This is a genomic window from Prosthecobacter fluviatilis (genome assembly GCF_042655725.1).
In the GTDB taxonomy this organism is placed as follows: Bacteria; Verrucomicrobiota; Verrucomicrobiia; order Verrucomicrobiales; family Verrucomicrobiaceae; genus Prosthecobacter; species Prosthecobacter fluviatilis.
The window spans coordinates 85,976-108,100 of sequence record NZ_JBHSMQ010000008.1 but is presented as its reverse complement, the minus strand read 5'-3'; the positions used below and the strand labels follow the sequence as shown (position 1 = coordinate 108,100).

At 60.7% G+C, this 22,125-nt stretch carries 15 protein-coding genes; 8 read left to right on the top strand and 7 right to left on the bottom strand.

What is annotated here, in order from left to right; genetic code table 11:
* Positions 1-107 precede the first annotated feature (107 nt).
* A complete protein-coding gene (locus ACFQDI_RS19390) occupies positions 108-2,132 on the top strand; it encodes a type II secretion system protein GspD (protein ID WP_377169919.1) in 2,025 nt (674 codons plus the stop codon).
* Here the strand turns inward: ACFQDI_RS19390 and ACFQDI_RS19385 are convergent, their stop codons facing one another.
* The 4 genes from ACFQDI_RS19385 to ACFQDI_RS19370 all read right to left on the bottom strand — a co-directional run bounded on the left by ACFQDI_RS19385 (position 2,133) and on the right by ACFQDI_RS19370 (position 7,084).
* Positions 2,133-3,107 carry a ThuA domain-containing protein gene (locus ACFQDI_RS19385; protein WP_377169917.1) on the bottom strand — a complete coding sequence of 325 codons (975 nt, stop codon included), beginning with the start codon at positions 3,105-3,107 and terminating at the stop codon, positions 2,133-2,135. It lies immediately after the preceding gene.
* A 65-nt stretch (positions 3,108-3,172) separates the two neighbouring features.
* Positions 3,173-5,599: a DUF1549 domain-containing protein gene (locus tag ACFQDI_RS19380; protein WP_377169915.1), complete on the bottom strand. Its 2,427-nt coding sequence runs from the start codon at positions 5,597-5,599 to the stop codon at positions 3,173-3,175.
* A 97-nt stretch (positions 5,600-5,696) separates the two neighbouring features.
* A complete protein-coding gene (locus tag ACFQDI_RS19375; protein ID WP_377169913.1) occupies positions 5,697-6,692 on the bottom strand; it encodes a hypothetical protein in 996 nt (331 codons plus the stop codon).
* Positions 6,693-6,733: 41 nt separating this feature from the next.
* Entirely contained in the window at positions 6,734-7,084 is a 351-nt protein-coding gene (locus ACFQDI_RS19370; RefSeq protein WP_377169911.1) for a hypothetical protein, read from the bottom strand.
* Positions 7,085-7,393: 309 nt separating this feature from the next.
* On the opposite strand from ACFQDI_RS19370, the gene ACFQDI_RS19365 reads away from it, so the two are divergent.
* The 5 genes from ACFQDI_RS19365 (at position 7,394) to ACFQDI_RS19345 (ending at position 12,559) form a co-directional block, all read left to right on the top strand.
* On the top strand, positions 7,394-8,263 hold the full coding sequence (locus tag ACFQDI_RS19365; RefSeq protein ID WP_377169909.1) for an alpha/beta hydrolase: 870 nt from the start codon (positions 7,394-7,396) through the stop codon (positions 8,261-8,263).
* A 55-nt stretch (positions 8,264-8,318) separates the two neighbouring features.
* On the top strand, positions 8,319-9,203 hold the full coding sequence (locus ACFQDI_RS19360) for an SMP-30/gluconolactonase/LRE family protein (RefSeq protein ID WP_377169907.1): 885 nt from the start codon (positions 8,319-8,321) through the stop codon (positions 9,201-9,203).
* A gap of 99 nt (positions 9,204-9,302) precedes the next feature.
* The gene (gene asnS / locus ACFQDI_RS19355) at positions 9,303-10,667 is read left to right on the top strand and encodes an asparagine--tRNA ligase (RefSeq protein ID WP_377169905.1); all 1,365 of its coding nucleotides are present in this window, start codon (positions 9,303-9,305) and stop codon (positions 10,665-10,667) included.
* Between the two features lie 24 nt (positions 10,668-10,691).
* A complete protein-coding gene (locus ACFQDI_RS19350; RefSeq protein WP_377169903.1) occupies positions 10,692-11,567 on the top strand; it encodes a protein-disulfide reductase DsbD domain-containing protein in 876 nt (291 codons plus the stop codon).
* Between the two features lie 323 nt (positions 11,568-11,890).
* Positions 11,891-12,559 (top strand): transposase, encoded by a 669-nt coding sequence (locus ACFQDI_RS19345; RefSeq protein WP_377169901.1) that lies wholly within the window; start codon positions 11,891-11,893, stop codon positions 12,557-12,559.
* 138 nt (positions 12,560-12,697) lie between these two features.
* Here the strand turns inward: ACFQDI_RS19345 and ACFQDI_RS19340 are convergent, their stop codons facing one another.
* On the bottom strand, positions 12,698-13,906 hold the full coding sequence (locus tag ACFQDI_RS19340; RefSeq protein WP_377169899.1) for a radical SAM/SPASM domain-containing protein: 1,209 nt from the start codon (positions 13,904-13,906) through the stop codon (positions 12,698-12,700).
* A 307-nt stretch (positions 13,907-14,213) separates the two neighbouring features.
* Between ACFQDI_RS19340 and dnaX the strand changes: the two genes are divergently transcribed.
* Together dnaX and ACFQDI_RS19330 are read left to right on the top strand one after the other, a co-directional pair.
* The gene (gene dnaX, locus ACFQDI_RS19335) at positions 14,214-16,139 is read left to right on the top strand and encodes a DNA polymerase III subunit gamma/tau (RefSeq protein ID WP_377169897.1); all 1,926 of its coding nucleotides are present in this window, start codon (positions 14,214-14,216) and stop codon (positions 16,137-16,139) included.
* 54 nt (positions 16,140-16,193) lie between these two features.
* Entirely contained in the window at positions 16,194-17,654 is a 1,461-nt protein-coding gene (locus ACFQDI_RS19330; RefSeq protein WP_377169895.1) for a peptide MFS transporter, read from the top strand.
* Between the two features lie 285 nt (positions 17,655-17,939).
* Here ACFQDI_RS19330 and ACFQDI_RS19325 read toward each other — a convergent pair whose 3' ends face one another.
* Both ACFQDI_RS19325 and ACFQDI_RS19320 read right to left on the bottom strand, forming a co-directional pair.
* A complete protein-coding gene (locus tag ACFQDI_RS19325) occupies positions 17,940-20,804 on the bottom strand; it encodes a DUF1549 domain-containing protein (RefSeq protein WP_377169893.1) in 2,865 nt (954 codons plus the stop codon).
* 87 nt (positions 20,805-20,891) lie between these two features.
* Positions 20,892-22,124, bottom strand: a complete 1,233-nt coding sequence (locus tag ACFQDI_RS19320; RefSeq protein ID WP_377169891.1) for a M48 family metallopeptidase — start codon at positions 22,122-22,124, stop codon at positions 20,892-20,894.
* Position 22,125: the final 1 nt, after the last annotated feature.

The window sequence follows — 22,125 nt, the reverse complement described above, 5'->3', positions numbered from 1 at the left end:
GTAAATGTTTGAGGGGCTGAATATTTGGGACAAAACATAAAATCAATAGGCTTCATTGTTAAATGGCAGTTGATTTGTTTTTCTATTTCAAGTATAATTACCATAATATGCGCCATTTTAATGCACTGTTCCAGTTCAAACTCCTGGTTTGCCTCGTCCTGATGGGCGTCCCGGGGACGACATTGCGCGCTCAGTTTAACCAAGGCACGCTGCATATGATGTCGCCTGAGAATGAGATCGAGGCGAGCAGGCTGCGCTCAGCAGCACCGCAGCAGTATGACTTTTCCAAGGCCATGCTGAGCGATGTGTTGCGCTTTCTGGCTACAGACGCGGGCATTTCATTTTTTTCACTGCCGGACGACAGTGCGGATGGTTCGCGGCTGATCACGTTTTCCATCAAGGCGAGTCCGTTCCAGGTCCTTGAGACACTGTGCAAGGCGAATGGCCTGGCCATCATTCCCGACAATGGCATCTGGTACATCCGACCAGCGGATGATCGCGAGCTCATCGGCAAGTCCTATGAGATTAAGAACAATGCGGTCGAGCTGGTGGAGCGTGTCACCTCAGGCACCACGTCGTCTTCGACGCGCTCCAGCAGCGGTGGCGGTGGTGTCAGCGGAGCGGCGGTGGGGATGGATTTGCAGGGGACGAGCCAGACATTTTCTGTGAAACGCAGCGAAGTGATCAATGACATCCGTACGCTGCTGGGCCTGCCACCCGAGGAAATGGAGGGAGCGCAGGCTGGTGCCGGCATCCCAGGAATGGGGTCTGGGACGGATGAGAACGCCGCGCGTGCGATGAACTCCAACGAGATGAGCTCTGTGCGGAAACCCAAGGTGATCTGGAAGTCTGACTCCAACACGCTCTACATTGTGGCCACCCGCCTACAGCACATGTGGGTGGAGGGCTACATCGCTGCTGCTGACAAACCGCAGACGCTGATCGCGGTGGAGGTGAAGTTTATCGAAACGTCGCGTGATCCTTCTCGTGAATTTGGCATCGACTGGACCGGAACGCTGGAGAACGGGAATTTCAGGCAGGTCAAAGACGTGACCACGTCAACGGACTCAACCACGGGCCTGCCCGTCACCACCGTGAACTATAACAACGTGCCGACCACGGGTGGCTACCGCACGGATCTGGCGAACCTGCTGAGCGCTGCGGACCTCAACCATGTGGGCAGCACGCTGGGCTTTCCGGCCACGAGCATTCTGAGCTCGCAGGATGTGAATGTGAAACTGCGGGCGATGATGCGCGACCAGGAGACAAACACGACCTCCTATCCCCGAATGGTGACACTGAGCAACCGTGAGGTGGCCATTCGAGCGGTGGTGAACCAGCCTGTGCTGGATGCGAGCTCCACGGCGAGCTCGGGGTCTATCGGCGCCACCACCACGACCAAGGTGGCCTATCTGCCCATTGGCACGGTGCTGAACATCCTGCCCAAGCGCATGCAGGCAGACAAGGTGCTGCTGAACATGGCGGTCACCGTGTCCAGCATCATTGGAACGCAGGTCATTTCCGGCAATCCGTATCCTATTGCTTCTTCACGCGTGTACAGCGCACCGGTGGAGATTGAGTCCGGCTATACGGTGGCGGTGGGCGGACTGGACGAGGCGACTGAAAAGGAGGCCCAGGCAGGGGTGCCCTTCCTGAGCAAGGTGCCAGGTCTCAAGTGGCTCTTTGACTACAAGAGCCGGAGCAAGAACCACAAGAGCCTGATGCTTTTCATCACGCCGACGATCATCGATGCACGCAACGGCGGCCTGCCTGAGGAGCCGCAGTCGGTGGTGCCTCAGAGGCCGCACCTGGCAGGCAAGCCCAAGGTCGACACGAACAGCGGGGCGCTGATTGGTGGCAGCGCCGCACTGCCGAAGACGGTGGACTATCTTTCACGTGAGGCGGAGGTGCTGGGCAACACGATCAAGGAGAGCCGGATCACACCCGAGGTGCGGCAGAAGCTGAAGGAGCTCAAAGTCGCCGTGGAGCGTGTCGAGGAACAGTGCGAAAGCATGAAGCTGTCAGAACCGGGGCGGTTTGCCATGATCGACCAGCATCAGCAAATGCTGAGGAATGTGCTCAAACGCCTGGAGTCATTCGCGAGCATCCTGTTCAAGAAGGAGCACTTCTGATCAGCGTGCGGCCACGCGCTGAAACACGCGGGGTGTTTCGATGCCTGCGTTTTTAGGCTTGGGCGCCGGTTTCGGGTCCAGGTTCTGAGTGAGCGCCTCGGGGGTGACGGTGGAAGTGACGCCGTCCGCAGGGACTTCGACTTTTGCGACCCAGAGCAGGGCATTGAGCACGGCCTTGCGCACGTTGTCGTTGCCCCAGTTGGCGTGGAAGTGGCCGCCGGTGAAGCCGAAGCCGCGTCCGCCGTCTGCGCGTTCAAGGGTCCACATCATGGTTTCAGGGCTGCCTTTTTCTGCCTGGATATGAGGGTAGGGGCCTTTGGGGGCCACGTAGGGGCCGTCGCGAGTGGCATCGCTCGGAGGGGCGACCAGGATGGGGACAAACTTGGCTGCTCCATCTTCTGCGGGCGTCACGCCGTGGCCGAAGGCCGGGCGGAAACGCATGTGGATGTACCATTCGTCTTTGGTGGTGAAGGGCTGCACGCCGCTGGTGACGGGGTGCTTGGGAAGCTGGGTGTAGCTGGCGTCCCAGATGGGATTGCAGGAGTAGGCGTGCTCATAGTGGCCGCCGAGCCATTCCTGAAACTCCTTGCCGGCCTGGCCTGCCACGACTTCCACGCCGTAGTGCATGCAGCCAAAGCCGACTCCTTTGGCGATGAGCTTGCGCAGAGTCTCCAGATGCCCGTCCACCACGGCGGGGTGCTTGCCGCCACCGTCTGCGTAGATGACCACGGCATCCGCGTCTTCAAAGGTTTTTTCATCCTTCACCCAGCCCATTTCATGGCGGTCCACCACGAGGTTGGGCACGTTTTTGAGGCATTGCTCCAGGAGCATTGTACCCGCGCGGAACTCATGCATGCCCGGAGGATGAGAGGGCTTGCCGGCGATGAGAACGAGCTTCTGTTTGCCATCAGGCGTGACGGCCTGAAGTGAAGCGGCGGCGGCAAGGAAAAGGGTGAGCAGTGAGAGTGGTTTCATGGTGGTGGTTAGACCGGCCATCATTCCCATGCTCTGGCCCAAATCAAGGACCGAAGCCTGTGCCGCTAGCGAACGACCTGAAATTCTGGCAGCATGCAAACCGCCCAGAGCAAGTCTTCGAGCGACTGCTGCGTGGGCTTTTCACCGACCATGCCGAGGGCTGTGGCGAGCTCGCCAGCAGCGGGCTCGCGGCAGAGTGCCTGACGGTAGAGGCTGGTGATCAGAGCGGTCGGAGAAGAGGGCGGCGTTTTGAGCAGATTTTGCGCCCCTCTGGCGATGGCTGAGGAGAGGGTGCTGCCGTTTGCGAGGTCGATGGCTTCCAGGGTGGTGAGGTCGTTTGGGCGGGCGGTGACGATCTGATCGCGGTTTGGCCGCCCGAGTGTGCGCATGAGGAAGTCTGATTTCATGAGCGAGGCGCGGACCATGCGGTCCGAGGCCGAGGCTCCCTGGGCCAGGAGGGAGGGGGCCTGAGCGTGGATGGCCTGCTGCCAGGCACCCAGGGCGTTGACCACTGTGACGGGCTGCCAGTCCTTGGGGTCAAAAGCGGCGAGGCGGCCTTCCTTGGCCGGCGGGGCCTTGGCGGACCACTCCCAGGTGGCATCGCTGCTGATCGCGGACTCCTTGCCTGCAGCATCACGGATGCGGGCATCGAAGAAAAATCCGGCGGGGTTCGGGCCTTTGCCAGCGTTGGTGGCGATGACAAGGATCGAGTTTGCGCCTTTGTGCAAGGCGGTCTGCAGAGGCACGGCGGCGAGTTTTGTCCAGTCTTCCCCGGCGCTGACCTTGCGGTTGTTGACAAAGAGCGTGTAGCCATTGTCGCAGGTGACGACGGCGCTGGCGCTGGCGGGATCGGCGTCGAGTTTGACCGTTTTACGAAGGGTGATGGTTTCGTCGGAAGGAGGTGTGCTGCCGGGTTTGGCGCTGTGGCCCCAGATCCACTGGCCCTGGATTTTGATCTGTCTGGCGAGCTCGGGATCGACTTTGCCGCGCAGCACGCCTGCGTCCATCTTGGTGGCGGCGGCACCTGTGAGCTGCCAGATGGCATCGACAAACTGCTCGGCCGTAAGGCGCTTGGTGCGTGGGCCGGCATAGGTGTAGCCGTGGTCATCGATGCCCTTGGACATGACCTGGGAGTGCGACTGATAAGCCTGCGAGGTGGCGATGAGGGCGAGCGTGTGTTTCAAGTCATAGCCGTGCTCGGCAAAATCAGCGGCCAGGTAGTCGAGAAGGTCTGCATTCCAGGGCTCTGTCTGCATGGCGTCCACAGGATGAACGATGCCGCGTCCCATGAGGCGCTGCCAGAGGCGGTTCACGATCGTGCGTGTGACGCGGCCGTTTTGCGGATGGGTCATCAGCGCAGCGAGCTGCTTCAGGCGCTCGGGCTGGGGTGCCTTGGGATCGACCTGGCCGATTTCGGGAAACAACCACGAGGCCACGGCCTGCTGACCGGTGGGCTTGTCACAGCGGTTGATTTCCAAAGGCCGGGTGGAGTAGATGGCGGCTAGACCGTAGGCTTCGGCGAGCTTCCAGCGGTCAATGAAGCTGTCGTGGCAGGAGGCGCACTTCATGTTGATGCCGAGGAAGCTCTGGGAGACGCTCTGGGCGAACTGGATTTCAACCGTCTGTCCGGCGCTGACATCGCCGCGCCATTTGATGCCGTCTATGAAGCCGCGGCTTTCGTCATTCGGCGGAGCGATGAGCTCGCGCACGAACTGGTCGAAGGGCATGTTGGTGATGAGCGCGTGATAGAGCCAGTTGCTGATCTGCTTTCTCCCGCCGGTGATGAAGCCGGTGCCGCCGTAGTCGTTGCGCAGCAGGTCATTCCAAAAGGTGAGCCAGTGCTCGGTGTAATCCATGTCGCGTTTGAGCAGCGACTGGACCAAACGCTCGCGTTTGCCGGCGGAGGCGTCCTTGGCAAAAGCGTCCATGTCCTGGAGTGAGGGCAGCAGGCCGACAAGATCCAGAAAAGCACGGCGGACAAAGGTGGCGTCGTCGATGGGGGCAGGGCGCGGGAGTTTCTTTTGTGCCAGGTAGTGGTCGAGAATACGATCAACCGGGTTGTTGCGTTCATCCACTGCGGCGGGCAACTCCGGCATTCTTGGTTTGAGCGGCGGCTCATAGGCCGCTTTCTTGAAGGCGAAGCCTTCCTCCCAGACCAGACCTTCATCGATCCACTGTTTCAGCAGCGCGATCTGCTCTGCCGGGACTCGTTTGCCCTTCGGGGGCATCTGTTCATCGGGGTCTGCGGAGAGCATGAGCTTGATCATGGCGCTCTGCATGCTTTTGCCGCTGACCACGGCAGGGCCGTCCTCGCCGCCCTCCAACAGGGACTTGCGGTCATTGATGGAAAAGCCGCCCTTCTTCTTGTCTCCCGCATGGCATTCGGAGCAATGCTCCCGCAGGATCGGCACAATCTGGTGGGAGAAATCAACCGCAGCAGACGCGGCGGCAGACCAGGAAAGCAAAACTAGGAAGGGGAGACGGCGAGACATGGGTACGCCTCAATGAACGGAGCGACAGGCTGAGTCCTCGCAGGTTTGCTCACGCGAAATGTGCGCTGGCTTTGCGGCTTTGATTCGCTGCAGTCTCTCAAGTGCCGGGGTCGATCTGGACGGAGCTGAGAATGCTTTCCGCGACGGGGCCTGCCCCTTTGGACTTGTTGGTGAAGACGATCTGAACCACCCACATTTTCTCACCGTTGTAGAGGATCAGGCTTTCGGCGGAAACTTCGCCGCCGAAACGGCGTGCGCTAAAGCTCAGGCGCTTGGCCGGATGGCTGGAGATTTTGATGTCCCGGGCCTGCTGCTGGGGATTTAGCATGCCTTCCATGGCGGACAGCGACTTCAGAGACCCGGCGGCTGCGTTATCGAGATCAATCGCTGTGCCCGCTACGTAGCGGAAGTATGCGACGCTTATTTCAAACTCGTCTGCTCTCTTGCCCTCGAAACGTTTCACTTCGGCCACGGCAGGCACGTTCATGGAGTAAGGAATCTCAGCCAAGGTGATGGGGCTTTTCAGGGTGATGCCTGCGGCACGAGTGATGCCGGTGAAGATGTCGTTTTCCGTGGTGGTGATTTCATTGACGAAGGAGTTTGCGCCGACGTCCAGCTGATCCAAAAGCGCATAAGGGAGCTGGTTGAAAGGCACTGAACCGATGCCGTCCGAGTGGGCGAATGAGATCTGGCCGATCTCGATCTTGCGGATTTTGGCATCCTTCAAGATTCTGCCATCCGTCAGTTTGATTTCAGGGATGGCTGTGTTGGCGGTGGACGTCCGCACTTTTTCCACGGCGTCGCGCGCGGCTCCGCTCATGTATTTGAATTCTCCTTCCGCTGCCCGGAACTTTTTCTCAAGCTCCTCCTTCTGCTTTTCGAGGTGCTCAGTTCTGGCAGCGGCCTGAGTGGCCTTGGTTTTCAGCGTGTCGTAGGCGGTCCAGTCCTTGCTTCTGCTGTCGCGCAGGACCTGGAAATCGATGAGCTGCTGCTTGATGTCACGCGCCTCTGTCCTGGCCTGCTCATACTTGAAGTAATATTGGATGCCGTAGAGCGCGCCGACAATGATCGTGAGGAAGAGGATGACTTTCATGAAAGGGCTTGATTCAACCGGGACGTAAGCTGCCAGCAAAGTTAGCGGAGGTATTTTGCCTTGTAGGCTTCAAACCGGGGGCGGAATTTTTTGAGCGCTGCGTCAAGCCGTTCTGATTTGCTGCTGAGAGTGGCAATCTCCTGCTCAAGCTGCTGATTCGTGGCTTCGGAGGTCTTGGCCTGATTCTGCAGGGCGATCCCGGCATAGTAAAGCCCCTGCGGGACGGAGTTGATCTGAGTCTCAAGAAATTCGGCCTCGCCCTTGGTCTTCTGAAGTTCGGTCTCCAGATCCGCCTTTTCCTTAAACACTGCCTGCTGCTCCTTGCAGGAACAAAGCGAGAGGGCCAGAAGCGTGGCGCAGATCGCGGCGCCTCGGGAACGGGATGATTTCATATTGGGCGCGGTTCTAATTCAACTCTTTATTTCTTGCAAGCTCTGTGTGGGAATGTGTGAGGGGTTTTACAAACGGTGGCTGGAGGGGATGAAAAAATGATGGACTGGGGGTGGTGGCTCTTTCTGAGCCTGGCAGCTGCATCATCTGCACATGTGGGACTGCAGCAGCGAAATCCGGCGGAGCCGTGGTGACAGCCATGCGTCAATCCCACCTTCTGCTACGAAATTCCGGAGGTGACGGGGGAGGAAGGCGGTCGGCGATTGGCAATGCTGCAAGATGTTTGGCACTGGCCCCGTTCGGATTCTCCCATGAAGTTTCTCCCCTTTGCAGTAGCCTCGTTCCTTTTTGTTTCACTCGCCCATGCTGCTCCGCAGGATGACCAGTATGTGCTCGGGCCTGATTCACAGGTGAAGGAAGGTGTGCCCCATGGCAAGGTGACGCAGATGCCAGCCTGGACAGAGTCGAAGATCTACCCTGGGACGACGCGTGACTGGTGGATCTATGTGCCGGCGCAGTACAAGCCGGAGACGCCTGCAAATGTGATGGTCTTTTGTGACGGCGGCGGCTTTGTAAAGGCGGACGGCCAGTTCCGCGTGCCGGTGGTGTTTGACAATCTCATCGCCAAGGGGGAGATGCCGGTAACGATCGGCATCTTCATCAATCCGGGGGTGTTTCCCACCAAGAATCCGAAGGAGAAGCCACGCAGCAACCGCAGCTTTGAATACGACTCCCTGGGCGATCTGCATGCGCGATTCCTGATTGAGGAAATCCTGCCGGAGGTGGCGAAGAGCTACAAGCTGACGGACGATCCTGAGGGCCGCGCGATCTGCGGCAACAGCAGCGGCGGCATCTGCGCCTTTACGGTGGCATGGGAGCGGCCGGACGCCTTCCGCAAGGTGGTCAGCCATATTGGCTCCTTCACAAACATCCGTGGCGGCTACGTGTATCCCGCGCTGATCCGCAAGACGGAGAAGAAGCCGATCAAGGTCTTCCTGCAGGATGGCAGCAACGACCTGGACAACCAGTTTGGCAACTGGCCGCTGGCGAACCAGGACATGGCGGCATCACTGAAGTTTGCAGGCTATGACTACCAATTTGTGCTCGGCGAAGGCACGCACAATGGCAAGCACGGCGGGGCACTGCTGCCGGACACGCTGCGCTGGCTGTGGAAGAAGTGAGAGTGAACTTCGAACATTGAACGCTCAACATTGAACATTGAATTCAGATCCACTCATGAAGCGCACGCTCTTGGCTCTTTGCCTCCTCTCCAGCACTCTTTTTGCCCAGGATACCTCGTTGCATGACTACCTCATTGAAGGTGAGCCATGGCGGGAGGTCGCGGGTGGTTATGTTTTTACGGACGGCCTGTGCTGCGATGCGGCGGGCAACCTGTTCTTCACCGATGTGAAGGGCGGCAAGGGGATCTACAAACTGGATGCCGCGACGGGGAAGGTGGATCTCTTTCTCGACAGCCTGCCCGGCATCAGCGGGCTGCAGATCGGGCCGGATGGGAAGTTCTACGCCTGCCACAACAAGGAGGGGCGCATCATCGCCATCTCGATGAAGGGCGAGGTGGAGGTGCTGCTCACAGGGGTGAAGTGCAACGACCTCGTGGTGAGCAAATCGGGGAACCTGTATTTCACGGAGACGCCGACACAGCGCATTCACCTGATCACGAAAGACAAGAAGCATGTGGTTGCGGATGAAGGCCATGTGGTGAAGCCGAATGGCATCACGATCTCTGCGGACGAGCGCACGCTGGCGGTGTCTGAATACGGTGGCAAGCATGTGTGGACGTGGCGCATCGAGGACGATGGCAGCCTGACCGGTGGTGCGCCCTACATGACGATGTGGCTGCCTGTGGGCAAGGAGTCCGCCGCAGGCGACGGCTCCACCACGGAGGCCAATGGTCGCTACTTTGTGACGACGGAACTCGGCGTGCAGATTTTTGATACTGCCGGGCGTTTGTCGGGAATCATCGCCAAGCCGGACCCGCTGGGCAAGGTGGTCAGTGTGGAGTTTGCAGGCAAAGACCACGACATTCTCTATGTGGCCGGTGGCGAGAAGGTCTATGGCCGCAAAGTGAAGGTGAAGGGGTATTTCGGGAAGCCGCAGTGAGGTTTGGCGCGTAGTTGGTTGAGTCGGAGTTCTCCAGAACGAGCTAAAGCTCTGGACTACTTTCTTGCTCCGACTCGGGCGTGCGCTAGCTTTTCGCGCATGTCCCTCGACACCATCCACTCTCTCATTCATTCCGAATCCGAACGTCCGGGCATCATCGCGCGGGGGTGGGTGCGGACGAAGCGTGACTCCAAAGCCTGCTCCTTTCTTGAAATTTCCGACGGCTCCTGCTTCAAGGGGCTGCAGGTGGTGGTGGATGCCGCGCTGCCCACGGCGGAGCTGCTGCCGCGTATTTTGACCGGTGCGTCCGTGGAGGTGGTGGGAGATCTGGTGGCCTCTCCGGCCGCCGGGCAGAAGTGGGAGATACAGGCGAAGGAACTGCGGCTGCTGGGCGAGGCGGATGCGACGTATCCTTTGCAGAAGAAGGGGCACACGCCGGAATTTCTCCGCACCATTGCGCATCTGCGGCCGCGCACGAATCTGTTTGGCAGCGTCTTCCGCGTACGGAGCAAGATGGCCTACGCGGTGCACCGCTTTTTCCAGGAGCGCGGGTTCTTCTACGTGCACACGCCCATCATCACCAGCAGCGACTGCGAAGGGGCTGGCGAGATGTTTCAGGTGACGACGTTGAAGCCGAACACGCCGACGAAGCCGGAGCAGGATTTCTTCGGTCGTCCGACCTACCTGACCGTGAGCGGCCAGCTGCAGGGCGAGGCCTTTGCCTGCGCGCTGGGAAACATTTATACTTTTGGCCCCACCTTCCGCGCGGAGAACAGCAACACGACGCGCCACGCGGCGGAGTTCTGGATGATCGAGCCGGAGATGGCGTTCTATGATCTGACCGCTGACATGACGCTGGCGGAGGAGCAGGTGCGCTACCTGGTGCAGGCGATGTTTGACGAATGCCCGGACGAGCTGGAGTTCTTCAACAAGTTCATCGACAAGGGGATCATCGACCGCCTGAAGCAGACGCTGGCCAAACCGTTTGAGCGCATCAGCTACACGGATGCGGTGGAGATTCTGTTGAAGAGCGGGCGCAGTTTTGAAAATCCCGTGGTGTGGGGCGAGTCGCTGCAGACGGAGCACGAGCGCTATCTGGCCGAGGAGCATGTGAAGGGGCCGGTGACGATCTTCAACTACCCGAAGGACATCAAGCCCTTCTACATGCGCCAGAACGACGACGGCAAAACGGCGGCGGCGATGGACCTGCTGGTGCCGGGCATCGGAGAGATCGTGGGTGGCAGCCAGCGTGAGGAGCGGCTGGACGTGCTGGAGGCGCTGATGGCGAAGCAGGGGCTCGATCCGGAGAACTACGCCTGGTACGCCGACCTGCGCCGCTACGGCAGCGTGCCGCACGCCGGGTATGGGCTGGGATTTGAGCGCCTCCTCATGTTTGTCACAGGCGTACCCAATATCCGCGATGTGATTCCCTTTGCGCGCACGCCGGGACATGCGGCTTATTGAGAAATGAAGTATGACAAACGCACCATGATAAAGAGGCTGAGCCGCCGCTGGCTGCTGCTGGCGGTTTGGATTTCATCATTTGCGGCGTTTCATTCGGCCTTTTCCCAGACCGGCCTCCGCATTCAACTCGTCTCCGAAGTCACCGCCATCGTCCCCGGCCAGCCCTTCACCGTGGGACTCTGGCTGCAGCATGATCGCGGCTGGCACACCTACTGGCGCTTTCCGGGCATCGTCGGCGTGCCCACGCAGATGAAGTGGAATCTGCCGCGCGGCTGGAAGGCGGGGGAGTTGGTGTATCCGGAGCCTGAGCGGACGCTGATGTTTCAGATCAAGGCGCAGGGCTTTGACCGCGATGTGATGCTGCGAACGGAGATCACGCCGCCAAAGGATTTGAAAGCGGGGGACTCCATCACGCTCAGCGGTCTCGCCTCATGGATGTGCTGTGGCAACACCTGCCACCCCGCTTCCATGGATCTCAGCCTGACGCTGCCTGTGGCTGCCACGGCTGAAGTGAATGCGAAGTGGCACAAGCTGCTGGATGCCGAACGCGCCCGCGCCGAGCGGACGAGCAATGCCTGGACCAGCAGCGTCAGTGAGAAGGGCGAGACGATCACCCTAATCCTCAAGCCCGCCAGCGCCGAGGCCCGGGTGTGCAAAAACCAGCGCGAGGCGGACAAGATCATCGTCTTCACCGAAGACGGCTGGTTCGACAGCGACAAGCCGCAGACCGTGCTGCTGCATTCCGACGGCACGCTCACGATCACGCTGATCAAGGCAGACACCTACATGGGCGGCAAGCCTCCGGCCACGCTGCGTGCCATCCTGAGGAATGAGGAGGGGTGGCTGCAGGGTGGGGCGCTGAGGTGCTTGCGGGTGGAGCCGAGGATTGTGCGGGGGTGATTGGTTTGGAGGTTAGGCGTCCCGCCTGACCATGGCCTGAGGCGTCTCGCCTCCAGCTTTTATCCTGCGCGTTCATTTGCTCGAAGGACAGGCCGGAGGCCTGTCTCCCATGGACAGCCGGGACGGCTATCCTCCTGGAGTTGCGGCATTGTATTGGCAGTCAGCTCGTAGAACATGTTTTTGCAGGAGGTTAGGCTTCCAGCCTGACCATGGTCTGAGGCGTCCCGCCTACAGCTTCTTTCGAGGGTGGGCATTTGGACTTAGGACAGGCTGGAAGCCTGTCTTCCGTTGACAGCCGGGACGGCTATCCTCCAAAGTAATGCATGAGTTTTCGTGATGGGCCGCCTGATTTTGAGCCGCTGGACCCGTCGCGTCCCATTGTCAAACTTCGGCGCAAGCTGCCGCACTGGACTCAGGATGGAGCTACCTATTTCATCACGTTTCGACTGGCCGATTCACTGCCTGCCGAAAAGCTCGATGAACTGGAGCGCTTTCGTGAAGAGTGGCTGCTCGCACATCCTGAACCGCGTAAAGATGAGTCTTGGCAGGAGCTTCATCGCGAGACCATGCGCCGTGTGGATGAATGGCTGGATGCTGGCAGTGGAGCCTGCTGGTTGAGCGATCCGGCCTGTGCCGGAATCGTCAGCCGTGCCTTGCATCATTTTCATGAACGGCGCTGCTTTCTTTCCAGCTACTGCATCATGCCCAACCATGCACACGTCCTGGTGCGTCCGTTTGTGGGCATGGACTTGGCAGACTTGCTGCACTCTTGGAAAAGCTTCACCGCCAAGGAGATTAACAAACGCCTGGAGCGATCCGGTGAGGTTTGGGAGGCTGAGAGCTACGACACGCTGATTCGGGACGTGGAGCATCTCTGGAAAGCGCTACGATATATCGGCAACAATCCGGCAAAGGCAGGTTTGCCTGAGTCGCACTGGGTACGGTACGTACATCCCACTTGGGAGAAAGCCGGGTGGGGTTTTGCCAAGTGAGCGGCATCGGAATTTGAGGTTAGGCTTCTAGCCTGACTGTGGCCTGAGTCGTCCCGCCTCCAGCTTTTATCCAGCGCGATCACTTGCAGTTAGGACAGGCTGGAAGCCTGTCTCCCGTTGACAGCCGGGACGGCTATCCTACTTTTTCTCGAGCCCCTTATACACCCCGAAGTCATTGAAGAAAAACTTCTTGGCGAGCCAGTACATCCAGTGTTTTTCGGGGATCTCTTCGCCTTCGCGCCACTGGCTGGTGCGTGGGGTCATGGATTCGATCTCGGCCATGGCGGTCTGGCGGATGGTGGAGTCTTTGGCGGTGTGTTTGGTGACGACGGCTTTCACGAGGTCGGGTCGCTCGAGGACGATGCAGCCGCGCGTGTTTTGGGAGGCGATGCTGCGGAAGTCGCGGAGGAATTCGGAGCCGGTGAAGACGTCGTAGAGGTCGCGCTCGGTGCGGACGCTTTCTTTGGCGAACTGGATAATGGGGCAGGGCTCGATGGCGCCGGTGGGGCTGATGTGGTGGCTGATGCCGTTGGCCATGGGGCAGAGGGCCTGGCCGTTGTGGTCGTAGTAGGCATCCACGATGGCGATGGGGAGCTTTGCCCGCATGTTGACGACGAACTTGCGCACCTGGGTGATCTGCTCAGGCGTGAGGGCGAGTTCGGCGCTGATCTTGGGGCCGACGGGGCGGTAGGTGTGATACCAGGCGTAGTGCACGCCCATGTCGATGAGGCGGCGCAGCCAGCGCTCGGTGAGGAGATCGTCGATGTTCGTTTTGCAGAGGCTGGTGGCCACGCCGGTGAGGACGCGGGCGTCGAGGCAGTTTTGCAGGCCGCGCAGGGTGCGGGTGAGGACGTCCTTGTTGCCACGGCGCTCGTTGCTGACGATCTCGGTGCCTTCGATGCTGACGAGCGGGGTGATGTTTCCCAGCTTGCGCATGTTCTCGGCGGCCTTGGCGGTGATCATCTGGCCGTTGGTGAAGACCTGGAAATAGGCGTCCGGGTGCATCGAGAGGAAGTCGAAAAGCTCCGGATGCATGAAGGGCTCGCCGCCGAGGATGCCGAAGAAGGCATTGCCGCGGCGCTTGGCATCGTTCACGATCTTGTTGAGCTCATCGAGATTGAGGGATTCGCGGGGCTTGTCCACGTCCACCCAGCAGCCCTGGCAGCGGAGATTGCAGGAGTTGAGGATGGAGATGTAGAAGAACGGCGGGAAAAACTGGCCCTGCTTCATGCGCTGCTTGTGCAGCATGACGGAGCGCGCACCTTTGAAGCCGAAATTCCACCCGATCTTGGCGAGGCAGAGGGGATCGACGGTTTGCAGGATGCGGGAGGTCAGCGAGAAGATCATGGAGGGAAAGGGGGGCGGCCTCGATTATGGTGTGAGCAAAGGAGGCGAGGGATGGAGGAACTGAAAACTGAAAAATGAAAATTGGGAGGGGGGCTTGGGGTGGATAGCCCGGGCAGGAGGATGGAGTTTATACGACCGAAAAGGGAACGCTGCCGGGATTTGATTTTTTGACGTGAAAGCGGAGGTTGGGCAGGAATTGTCGTGAATGAGATGTCAACCCTGCGTTGGTTTCGTCTTCAACAGGGTGATCCTAATGTTCGTGCAAACTTCCATTGGCTTCCACTCAGCGCTTCGTTAGTCTGAAAGGGTGAGTTACCAAGTTTTTGCCCGTAAATACCGACCCAAGACTTTTGCCGATGTGCTCGGCCAGGACCATGTGGTGCGCACGCTGCGCAACGCCATCGCCCAGCAGCGGCTGGCGCATGCCTATCTGTTCGTGGGGCCGCGTGGCACGGGCAAGACCTCCACGGCACGTATTTTTGCCAAGGCACTCTGCGCCAAGGGCGGGCCGACGATCGATTTTGATCCCGAGGACGAACTGAGCCTGGAGATCGCCGAAGGGCGCTGCATGGACGTGCTGGAGATCGACGGTGCGAGCAACAACGGCGTGGAGCAGGTGCGCGAGCTGCGTGACAACGTGAAGTACGCGCCCACGCGCTGCCGGTACAAAATCTACTACATTGACGAGGTGCACATGCTCACCACTGGGGCCTTCAATGCGCTGCTCAAGACGTTGGAAGAGCCGCCGGAGCATGTGAAATTCATCTTTGCCACGACGGAGGCGAACAAGATCCTGCCCACGATCATCAGCCGCTGCCAGCGCTTTGACCTGCGGCGCATCCCGAACGCGGTGATCGCGAAGCATCTGCTGCACATTGCGGAGCTGGAAGGGGTGAACCTGGACGAGAAAGCGGCCTACGCCATCGGCAAGGGCGCGGAGGGCGGCATGCGCGATGCGCAGTCCATGCTGGACCAGCTGGTGGCTTTCTGCGGGGAGAAGATCACCGAGCAGGATGTGCTGGACGTCTTTGGCTTTACCTCCGGCGAGTCCGTGGCGGCGCTGGCGCGGCATATACTGGAAAGCGACACCGTGAGCGCGCTGCGTGCCGTGTATGAGCAGAACGAGGCGGGCAAGGAGCTGGGCCGGTTCCTGGGCGATCTGATCCAGCATTTCCGCACGCTGCTGGTGCAGCAGGCAGACCCTGAGGCGGCGGCGGAAGACCTGAGCCCGGAAGTGGCGGAGGAAGTGGTGGCGCAGTCCCAGATGGCCAACACGGAGCAGCTGCTGCGTGTGGTGGACGGACTGGCCGATGTGGATGCGCGCATGCGCTGGGCCAGCAACAAGCGCCTGCACTTTGAGCTGGGCGTGATCGCCGCCGTGCAGAGCCTGAATGAAGTTTCGATCAGTGATGTGATTGAGGCGCTGGATTCCGGCAGTGCCGAAGGTCTGGCCAAACCTGCGCCGCGTGTGCAGGTGGCACCGCCGCCCGTGCGGCGTGCAACAGAGCCGCTCAAGCCTGCGCCGGTCGTGCGTGAGCCGGCACCCGCACCCGCACCCGCGCCTGCGGTGGCGAGGACGCCAGAGCCTGAGCCGCAGCAACCGCCCGTGGCGAAGGTGGCGGAACCTGAGCCCCGAGCTGTGGAGCAGGCTCCGCCGCCTGCTGTGCCCCGAGTGCCTGAGCCGAAGCCCGTGGCAGAGGTGAAAGTGCAAGAGGCCTCGCCTGTGCAGGAACCGGGGGAGCTTTTCAGTGAAGACGTTTTCTGGTCCAAATTTACCGGCTTGGTGCAGCAGCGCCGCCCTCTGGCGGTTTCCTGGCTGCAGGCTGCCACGCTGCTGGGCGTTACTCGCAATACCATCAAGGTGGGGTTTCCGCCGAGCGAGAGCTTTGCGCGTGACAGCCTGATGCGTCCTGCGCAGATCAACTTTCTGGAGGGGCTGGCCCAGGAGATGACCGGGCAGGCGATGAAGTTTGAGTTTGTGCTGGATGCGAATCTAAAAGCACCGGTGTTTGCCGAGATCGACCTGGGGCTGCTGAACGAGCCTGCCCCTGCTCCCAAGCCCGTGGCAGAAGCCAAGCCTGAGCCGAAGGTGGAGGCCAAGGCCGAGCCCGCCAAGGCGCCTGCGTCTGCTGAAGCTGCCGCCGCGCCCAAGCCGCCGGAGGACTTTTACAATGATCCGCTGATCCAGCAGGCGATGGTGAAGTTTAAGGCAAAACTGGTGACTGCGGAGTAAGGAAAAGCTGGCAAAGAGGAGCCGGATGTCTTTGGATGACGGACTCCTCACGCCATGACTCCCGAACCCACCGGACACCCGCGCGGCATCTACACGCTCTTTTTCACCGAGATGTGGGAGCGCTTCAGCTACTACGGCATGCGCGCGCTCCTGGTGCTGTACATGGTGGCGGAGGTAAAGCGTGGCGGCATGGGGCTGACGGATGAAATGGCGGCCGCCATCTACGGGCTCTACACGGCACTGGTTTATATGACGGCACTGCCGGGTGGCTGGGTGGGGGACCGGCTGCTGGGGGCACGCTCGGCTGTGTGGTGGGGGGGAGTCATCATCGCATGCGGGCATGTGGTGCTGGGCATCCATAGCACGCAGTCGTTTTTCATCGGCCTGATTCTGGTGGCCTTTGGGTCGGGGCTGCTGAAGTCGAACATGAGCGCCCTGGTGGGCCAGCTCTATCCGGAGGGCGGTGCGCGGCGGGACTCGGGCTTCACCTTGTTTTACATGGGCATCAATGTAGGGGCGCTCTTCGGACAGCTCATGTGCGGCTGGCTGGGCGAGCATGTGGGCTGGCGCTGGGGCTTCTCGGCTGCGGCTGTGGGCATGTTTCTGGGGTTGGTGCAGTTCCGTTTCACTGAGCGGCATGTGGCGCACATCGGCAGCCGCGTGGTGCATGCGGGGCAGAACGTGCGGCGGGAGTGGCGCATGCTCCTTGCGGGGCTGGCCGGGGTGGTCATTCTGGTGGTGCTCGGTGTGGCCGGGGTCCTGCGGATCAATGCGGTGGAGTTTGCCCACCACACCGCGTGGTTCATTGCTGGGGTGGCACTGCTGTACTTTCTCTGGGCGTTTTTCCTGGCCAGACTGGATGCGCCCGAGAAGAAGAGGATGGTGGTCATCCTGGTGCTGTTTCTGGCCTCAGCCATGTTCTGGGCGGGCTTTGAGCAGGTGGGCTCGTCTTTCAGCATTTTTGCCGAGCGCTTCACGATCCGGAAGTTCTGCGGCTGGGAGGTGCCGGCGAGCTGGATTCAGGCGCTGAATCCGCTGTGTGTCATCGCGCTGGCGCCGGTCGTGGCGCTGCTGTGGTCCAAGCTGGCGAGCCGTGAGATGTCGCCTTCACTGACGACGAAGATGTCCTGGGCGCTGCTCATGCTGGCGCTGGGTTTTGTGGTCGCTGGCTGGGCGGCGCATCGTGCGCTGAGCACCGGGCCTGTGTGGCCGACATGGCTCATGTCCGTGGTGCTGCTGCACACGCTGGGAGAGCTTTTCCTCAGCCCCGTGGGGCTCAGTGCGGTGACGAAGCTTTCGCCGCCGCGCCTCACTGGGCAGATGATGGGCATCTGGTTTCTCGGCAGTTCGTTGGGAGACATTCTGGCGGGCATCCTGGCAGGCGGTGTGACCGGCGATGCCACAGTGCAGATGCCGGAACGGTTTCACCACGTGGCGGTGACGGCAGGTGTTTCGGGTGTTGTGCTGCTGCTGCTGGCGCGCTGGATCACGAAGCTGATGCCGGGGATCAAATGAGGGGGCAGGCGCCTCGCCTGGCAGGATCTCACAAGCAGTCGGAAACGGGTTTGAAGAATGCCGTCTGTGAGCGTGCTGTACACAGTTTAGAGTGGGAAAGTCCTCGCGGTCGGGCGGTTTGGCGGAGATGGCGGAGGGCGATGGGAAACGTGTTCGGCGCCAAACACGACCAACCTACGGCATGCGCGCCAGCCTCGCTGCTGCTTGGAAAAGAGATGTTCGAACATTAACAAAAAAGGGCGTTGAGCAGAAACAGCTCAACGCCCGTTATGAAGAAGCAGATGACTAGTGGTTGAAGTAGAACTCCTTGGAGTTCAGCAGGGCCCAGAAAAGGTCTTCGAGGACGCTCTGACGGGCGCCGGGGTCTTCGGTGATGGCCTGCTGCACGTTGGTCCATTCCTTGTCATTGGGCATGCGGCCGAAGACGCGGAGGAAGAGGTCTTCCACGATTTCGCGGTCGCTCTTCTTTTCCTGGATCATCTTGGCGACGACGCGGCCCTGCTTGATGCGGTCATTGACGGCGTCACCGTTCATGAGGTGGAGGGCCTGGGAGAGGGTGGGCTCCATCTTCACTTCGCAGGAGCAGACGGACTCACGCTTGGCACGGCCAAAGGTGGTGAGGAAGTAGTTGGAGACAGCGCCGTCGGCGATCTGCACGGCACGGGCACCCAGAGGCAGGCCCTGGAACTTGTTCGGCGTTTCGGTGATCTGGGAGATGGCGTCCAGCAGCACTTCGGCGCGCACACGGCGGACCTGGGCGTGGGAGAAGTTGCGTTTGTCGCCGGCGTTGGTCTCGTTGACCTTGGTGCTGCGCTGGTAGGTCTGGGAGGTGCAGATGTCGCGGACAAACTTGCGCATGTCGTACTTGTACTCGGTCAGGTGCTCGGCCAGGGCGGCGATGAGCGCGGGGTTGGAGGGCGGGTTGGAGACGCGCACGTCATCCACAGGCTCGACAACACCGACGCCGTTGAAGTGGGACCAGATGATGTTGGCGATGTTGCGGGCAAAGAAGGGATTGCGAGGGGAGGCCATCCATTCGGCCAGCACCTTGCGGCGGTCTTCACCGGGTTTCATTTCGGGGATCTCGCCACCGAGGAACTTGGGCTTCATGACGGCCTGGGTCAGGAAGTGCCTCGATTCACCACCCTTGCTGTTGTAGATAATGACTTCAGCAGGGTCGTCCGTGGGCTTGCGGCCGATCTGGGAGAAGAAGGCCTTGAAGCCGTAGTAGTCGTCCATGGTCCAGCGGTCGAAGGGATGGTTGTGGCACTGGGCGCACTGGATGCGCATGCCCATGAAGACCTGGGCGACGTTTTCGGTCAGCTTGAGCTGGTCGAGCTCGGTCTGGTAAAAGTTCACCGCAGGATTGGAAACCGTGCCGCCGGAGGAGGAGAGCAGCTCCTGCACGATCTCATTGATGGGGATGTTCTTGCCGATGCGCTCGGAGAGCCAGTTGTAGTAGAGCAGCGCGTTTTTGTAGAAGGGCGGCTGGTTGTTGTTTCCAGCGATGCCGGAGCGGATCTGCAGCAGCTCGGCCCACTTCATGACCCAGAGTTCGGTGAACTCCTTGCGCTGCAGGAGGCTGTCCACAAGTGCGGCACGCTTGTCGGGGTTTTTGTCGGCCAGGAAGGCGCGCATGTCTTTGGCTTCAGGATAGACACCGGCGATGTCGATGAAGGCGCGGCGCACGAATTCCTCATCGGTGCAGATGCCGGAGGGCAGGATGCGGAGCTTGTGGAGGTTTTCATCCACCAGGGTGTCGATGTAGTTGGTCTCGGCGAGCTTAGGCCGCTCATACTGGAGCTGGGCAGGGATGACGAGCACCTGGGCGGTGACGGAGTAAACGTCAAAACGGGCGAGCATGAAGGCTGCACCACGGTCGCCGGAGGTGACGAGACCGCTTTTGTCGATGGTGGCGGTCGGGTCGTTGTTGGACATGAAGAGCGCGAGGTTGGTCACATCGCGGTCGGTGCCGTCGGAGTAGGTGGCGCGCACGGTGATCTGCTGGGTGGCGTTTTTGCCCTCCATGACGATCTGGCTGGGGAAGACTTCGATACCGGTGACCTTGGCCACATCGGCCTTGTCATCGGGGGCACCGGCGGAGATCCATTCGAGCAGCGCCTTGTTGTAGACGGAGTCGGGCTCAAAGCACTGGTTGCCAGAATGCGGCACGGCACCCACGGCTTTTTCGATGAGGGAGCTTTCCTCCGGGATGGCGAGATTGATGCGGCGGCCGGGCATCTCGCGGGTGATGCGGATGTAGTCGCCTGCGGGGTCCATGCCAAAGAGGGAGGTGCGGAAGCCGTCCTTGCCGCGGGCGGCACCGTGGCAGCCGCCCTGATTGCAGCCGCCGCGCATGAAGACGGGCATGCAGTCGAGACGGAAGGAGATGGCGCGGTCCTTGGTGCCGTCCTTGACTTCGACTGCGGCTTTCACGGTCTGGCCGCCGAGGGTGGCGATGACTTCCGTGCTGCCTGCGTCTGCGACGGGCTTGAGGGTCAGGCCATCCAGGGAGGCGACTTTGGGGTCGGCGACTTTGAGATCGCAGACATTGGTGACGTCCTTGGTGGTGGCGTCCTGGAAGGTGGCCAGCACGATGACGCGGTGGTAGTCGCGCTTGGTTTCCAAGGAGTACTTGTCAGGCAGGATCTGGATGTTTTTCAGCGTGGGCAGCTTCTTTTGCAGCTCTGCCAGCGCCTGGCGCTGCTCAGGGGTCTTGTACTGCAGGGTGAGGTTTTGCGGCCACTGGGCACCAGCGGCGATCCAGCGCTTGAGCACGTCGATTTCCTTGGCTGCAAGGGGGCCGCCTTTGGGGGGCATGATGTCATCGTGATCTTTGGGAAGGACGATGCGCTTGATCATCTCGCTCTCATCGGGCTTGCCGACGACGAGGGCTGGGCCGGCGGCACCGCCTTTGAGCAGGGCGGCGGAGGAGTCCATGAGCAGCTTGCCTTTGATCTTGTTGGGGTTGTGGCACTCCAGGCACTTGGTTTCCAAGATGGGCTGCACATCACGTGCGAAATCGACGCCAGAGTCGGCTGTAGGAGCTGCTGCTACAGGGGCAGTGGCTGCGGGCGCTGCGGGGGGGGCAGCAAAACCGAGTGGGGCGATGGCGAGTGCAAAGAGAGAAGCTCGCAAGGGGCTTTTCATAAAGGGTAGGATCAAGGGGTTAATCAAGCTACGGGCTTGAGGGGAGGCATTTATCACAGATGCGAAAAAACACTGTGAATAAGCCCTTCAGGCTTCCAGAGCTGCGAGCCGCTGACCGATGGGCGGGTGGGAGTAGTGCAGCCAGACGGTCAGTGCATGCGGATTGGGGTGCGTGAGGTGGTCGAGCGAGAGCTTTTTCAGCCCATCCATGAGCGGGGCGCTGCCGCAGGCGGTGCGGGCGTAGGCGTCTGCCTGAAACTCATGCCGGCGGCTCAGCGCGCTGCTGAGCAGCCCCAGCAGCAGGCTGGCGGGCTGGTAAATGATGCTGAAGAGCACCAGCCCCAGGCCCAGCGGCTGGCTGGACACGCCGAACGCGCGGAAAAACTCCGGCGACTGCAGGGCGGCATGCAGCAGGTAAAACATGAGCCCGCTCTCCAGCAGGCCCAGGATGAGCTGCTGCGGCACGTGGCGGCATTTGTGGTGGCCGATCTCATGCGCCAGGATGGCCTCCAGCTCTGCCTGCGAGTGTTTCTCGATGAGCGTGTCATAGAGCGCGATGCGCTTGTTTTTGCCAAAGCCGCTGAGGAAGGCATTGGCCTTGCTGGAGCGGCGGGAGCCGTCCACCACCGAGATGTCCACCACGGGAAACTGCAGCCGTGCGGCCAGGGCGAGCAGCCCCTCGCGCAGCGGGCCGTCATCCAACGGCTTGAACTTGAGAAACAGCGGCATCAGCAGCCGTGGAGAGAGCCAGGCCATCACGATGCTGAAGCCCGCCACCGTCAGCCAGGTGTAGAGCACAGCGTGGGCTTGTGTCTGGAAAAACCACAGGATCAGCCCCAGCAGCGGTCCGCCCAGAAGCGCGGTGAGCAGGAGTCCTTTGACCCGGTCTCCAATGAAGGTGCCCACGGTGGTGCGGTTGAAGCCGTATTCGGCCTCGATTTTAAAGGTGTCCCAGGCATCAAAGGGCAGGGAGAGGAGGTTCTGCGCCAGGAGCAGCACGCCGATGACGCCCATGCCCGTGTAAACCGCGCTCCAGCCCCACCCGGAGCTCCAGCGCTGCAGCCAGTCAAAGCCGCCGCTCCACCAGAAAAGGACCAGCGCACCCACGGAGAAGGTGCTGCGGAGCAGATCGAGCTGGGAGGACTTGCCGGCGTATTCGCCCGCCTTCTGCACCGTTTCTTCCGAGAAGATAGCCTTCAACCGGGCAGGCAACGCATGGCGGAACTGCGCGAGGTTCAGAAACGTGGCGATGATCTCAAGATGAAAGACGCCAAGAACGCCGACGACGGCGGCGATGAACCAGGGATTTGAAAAAGACATG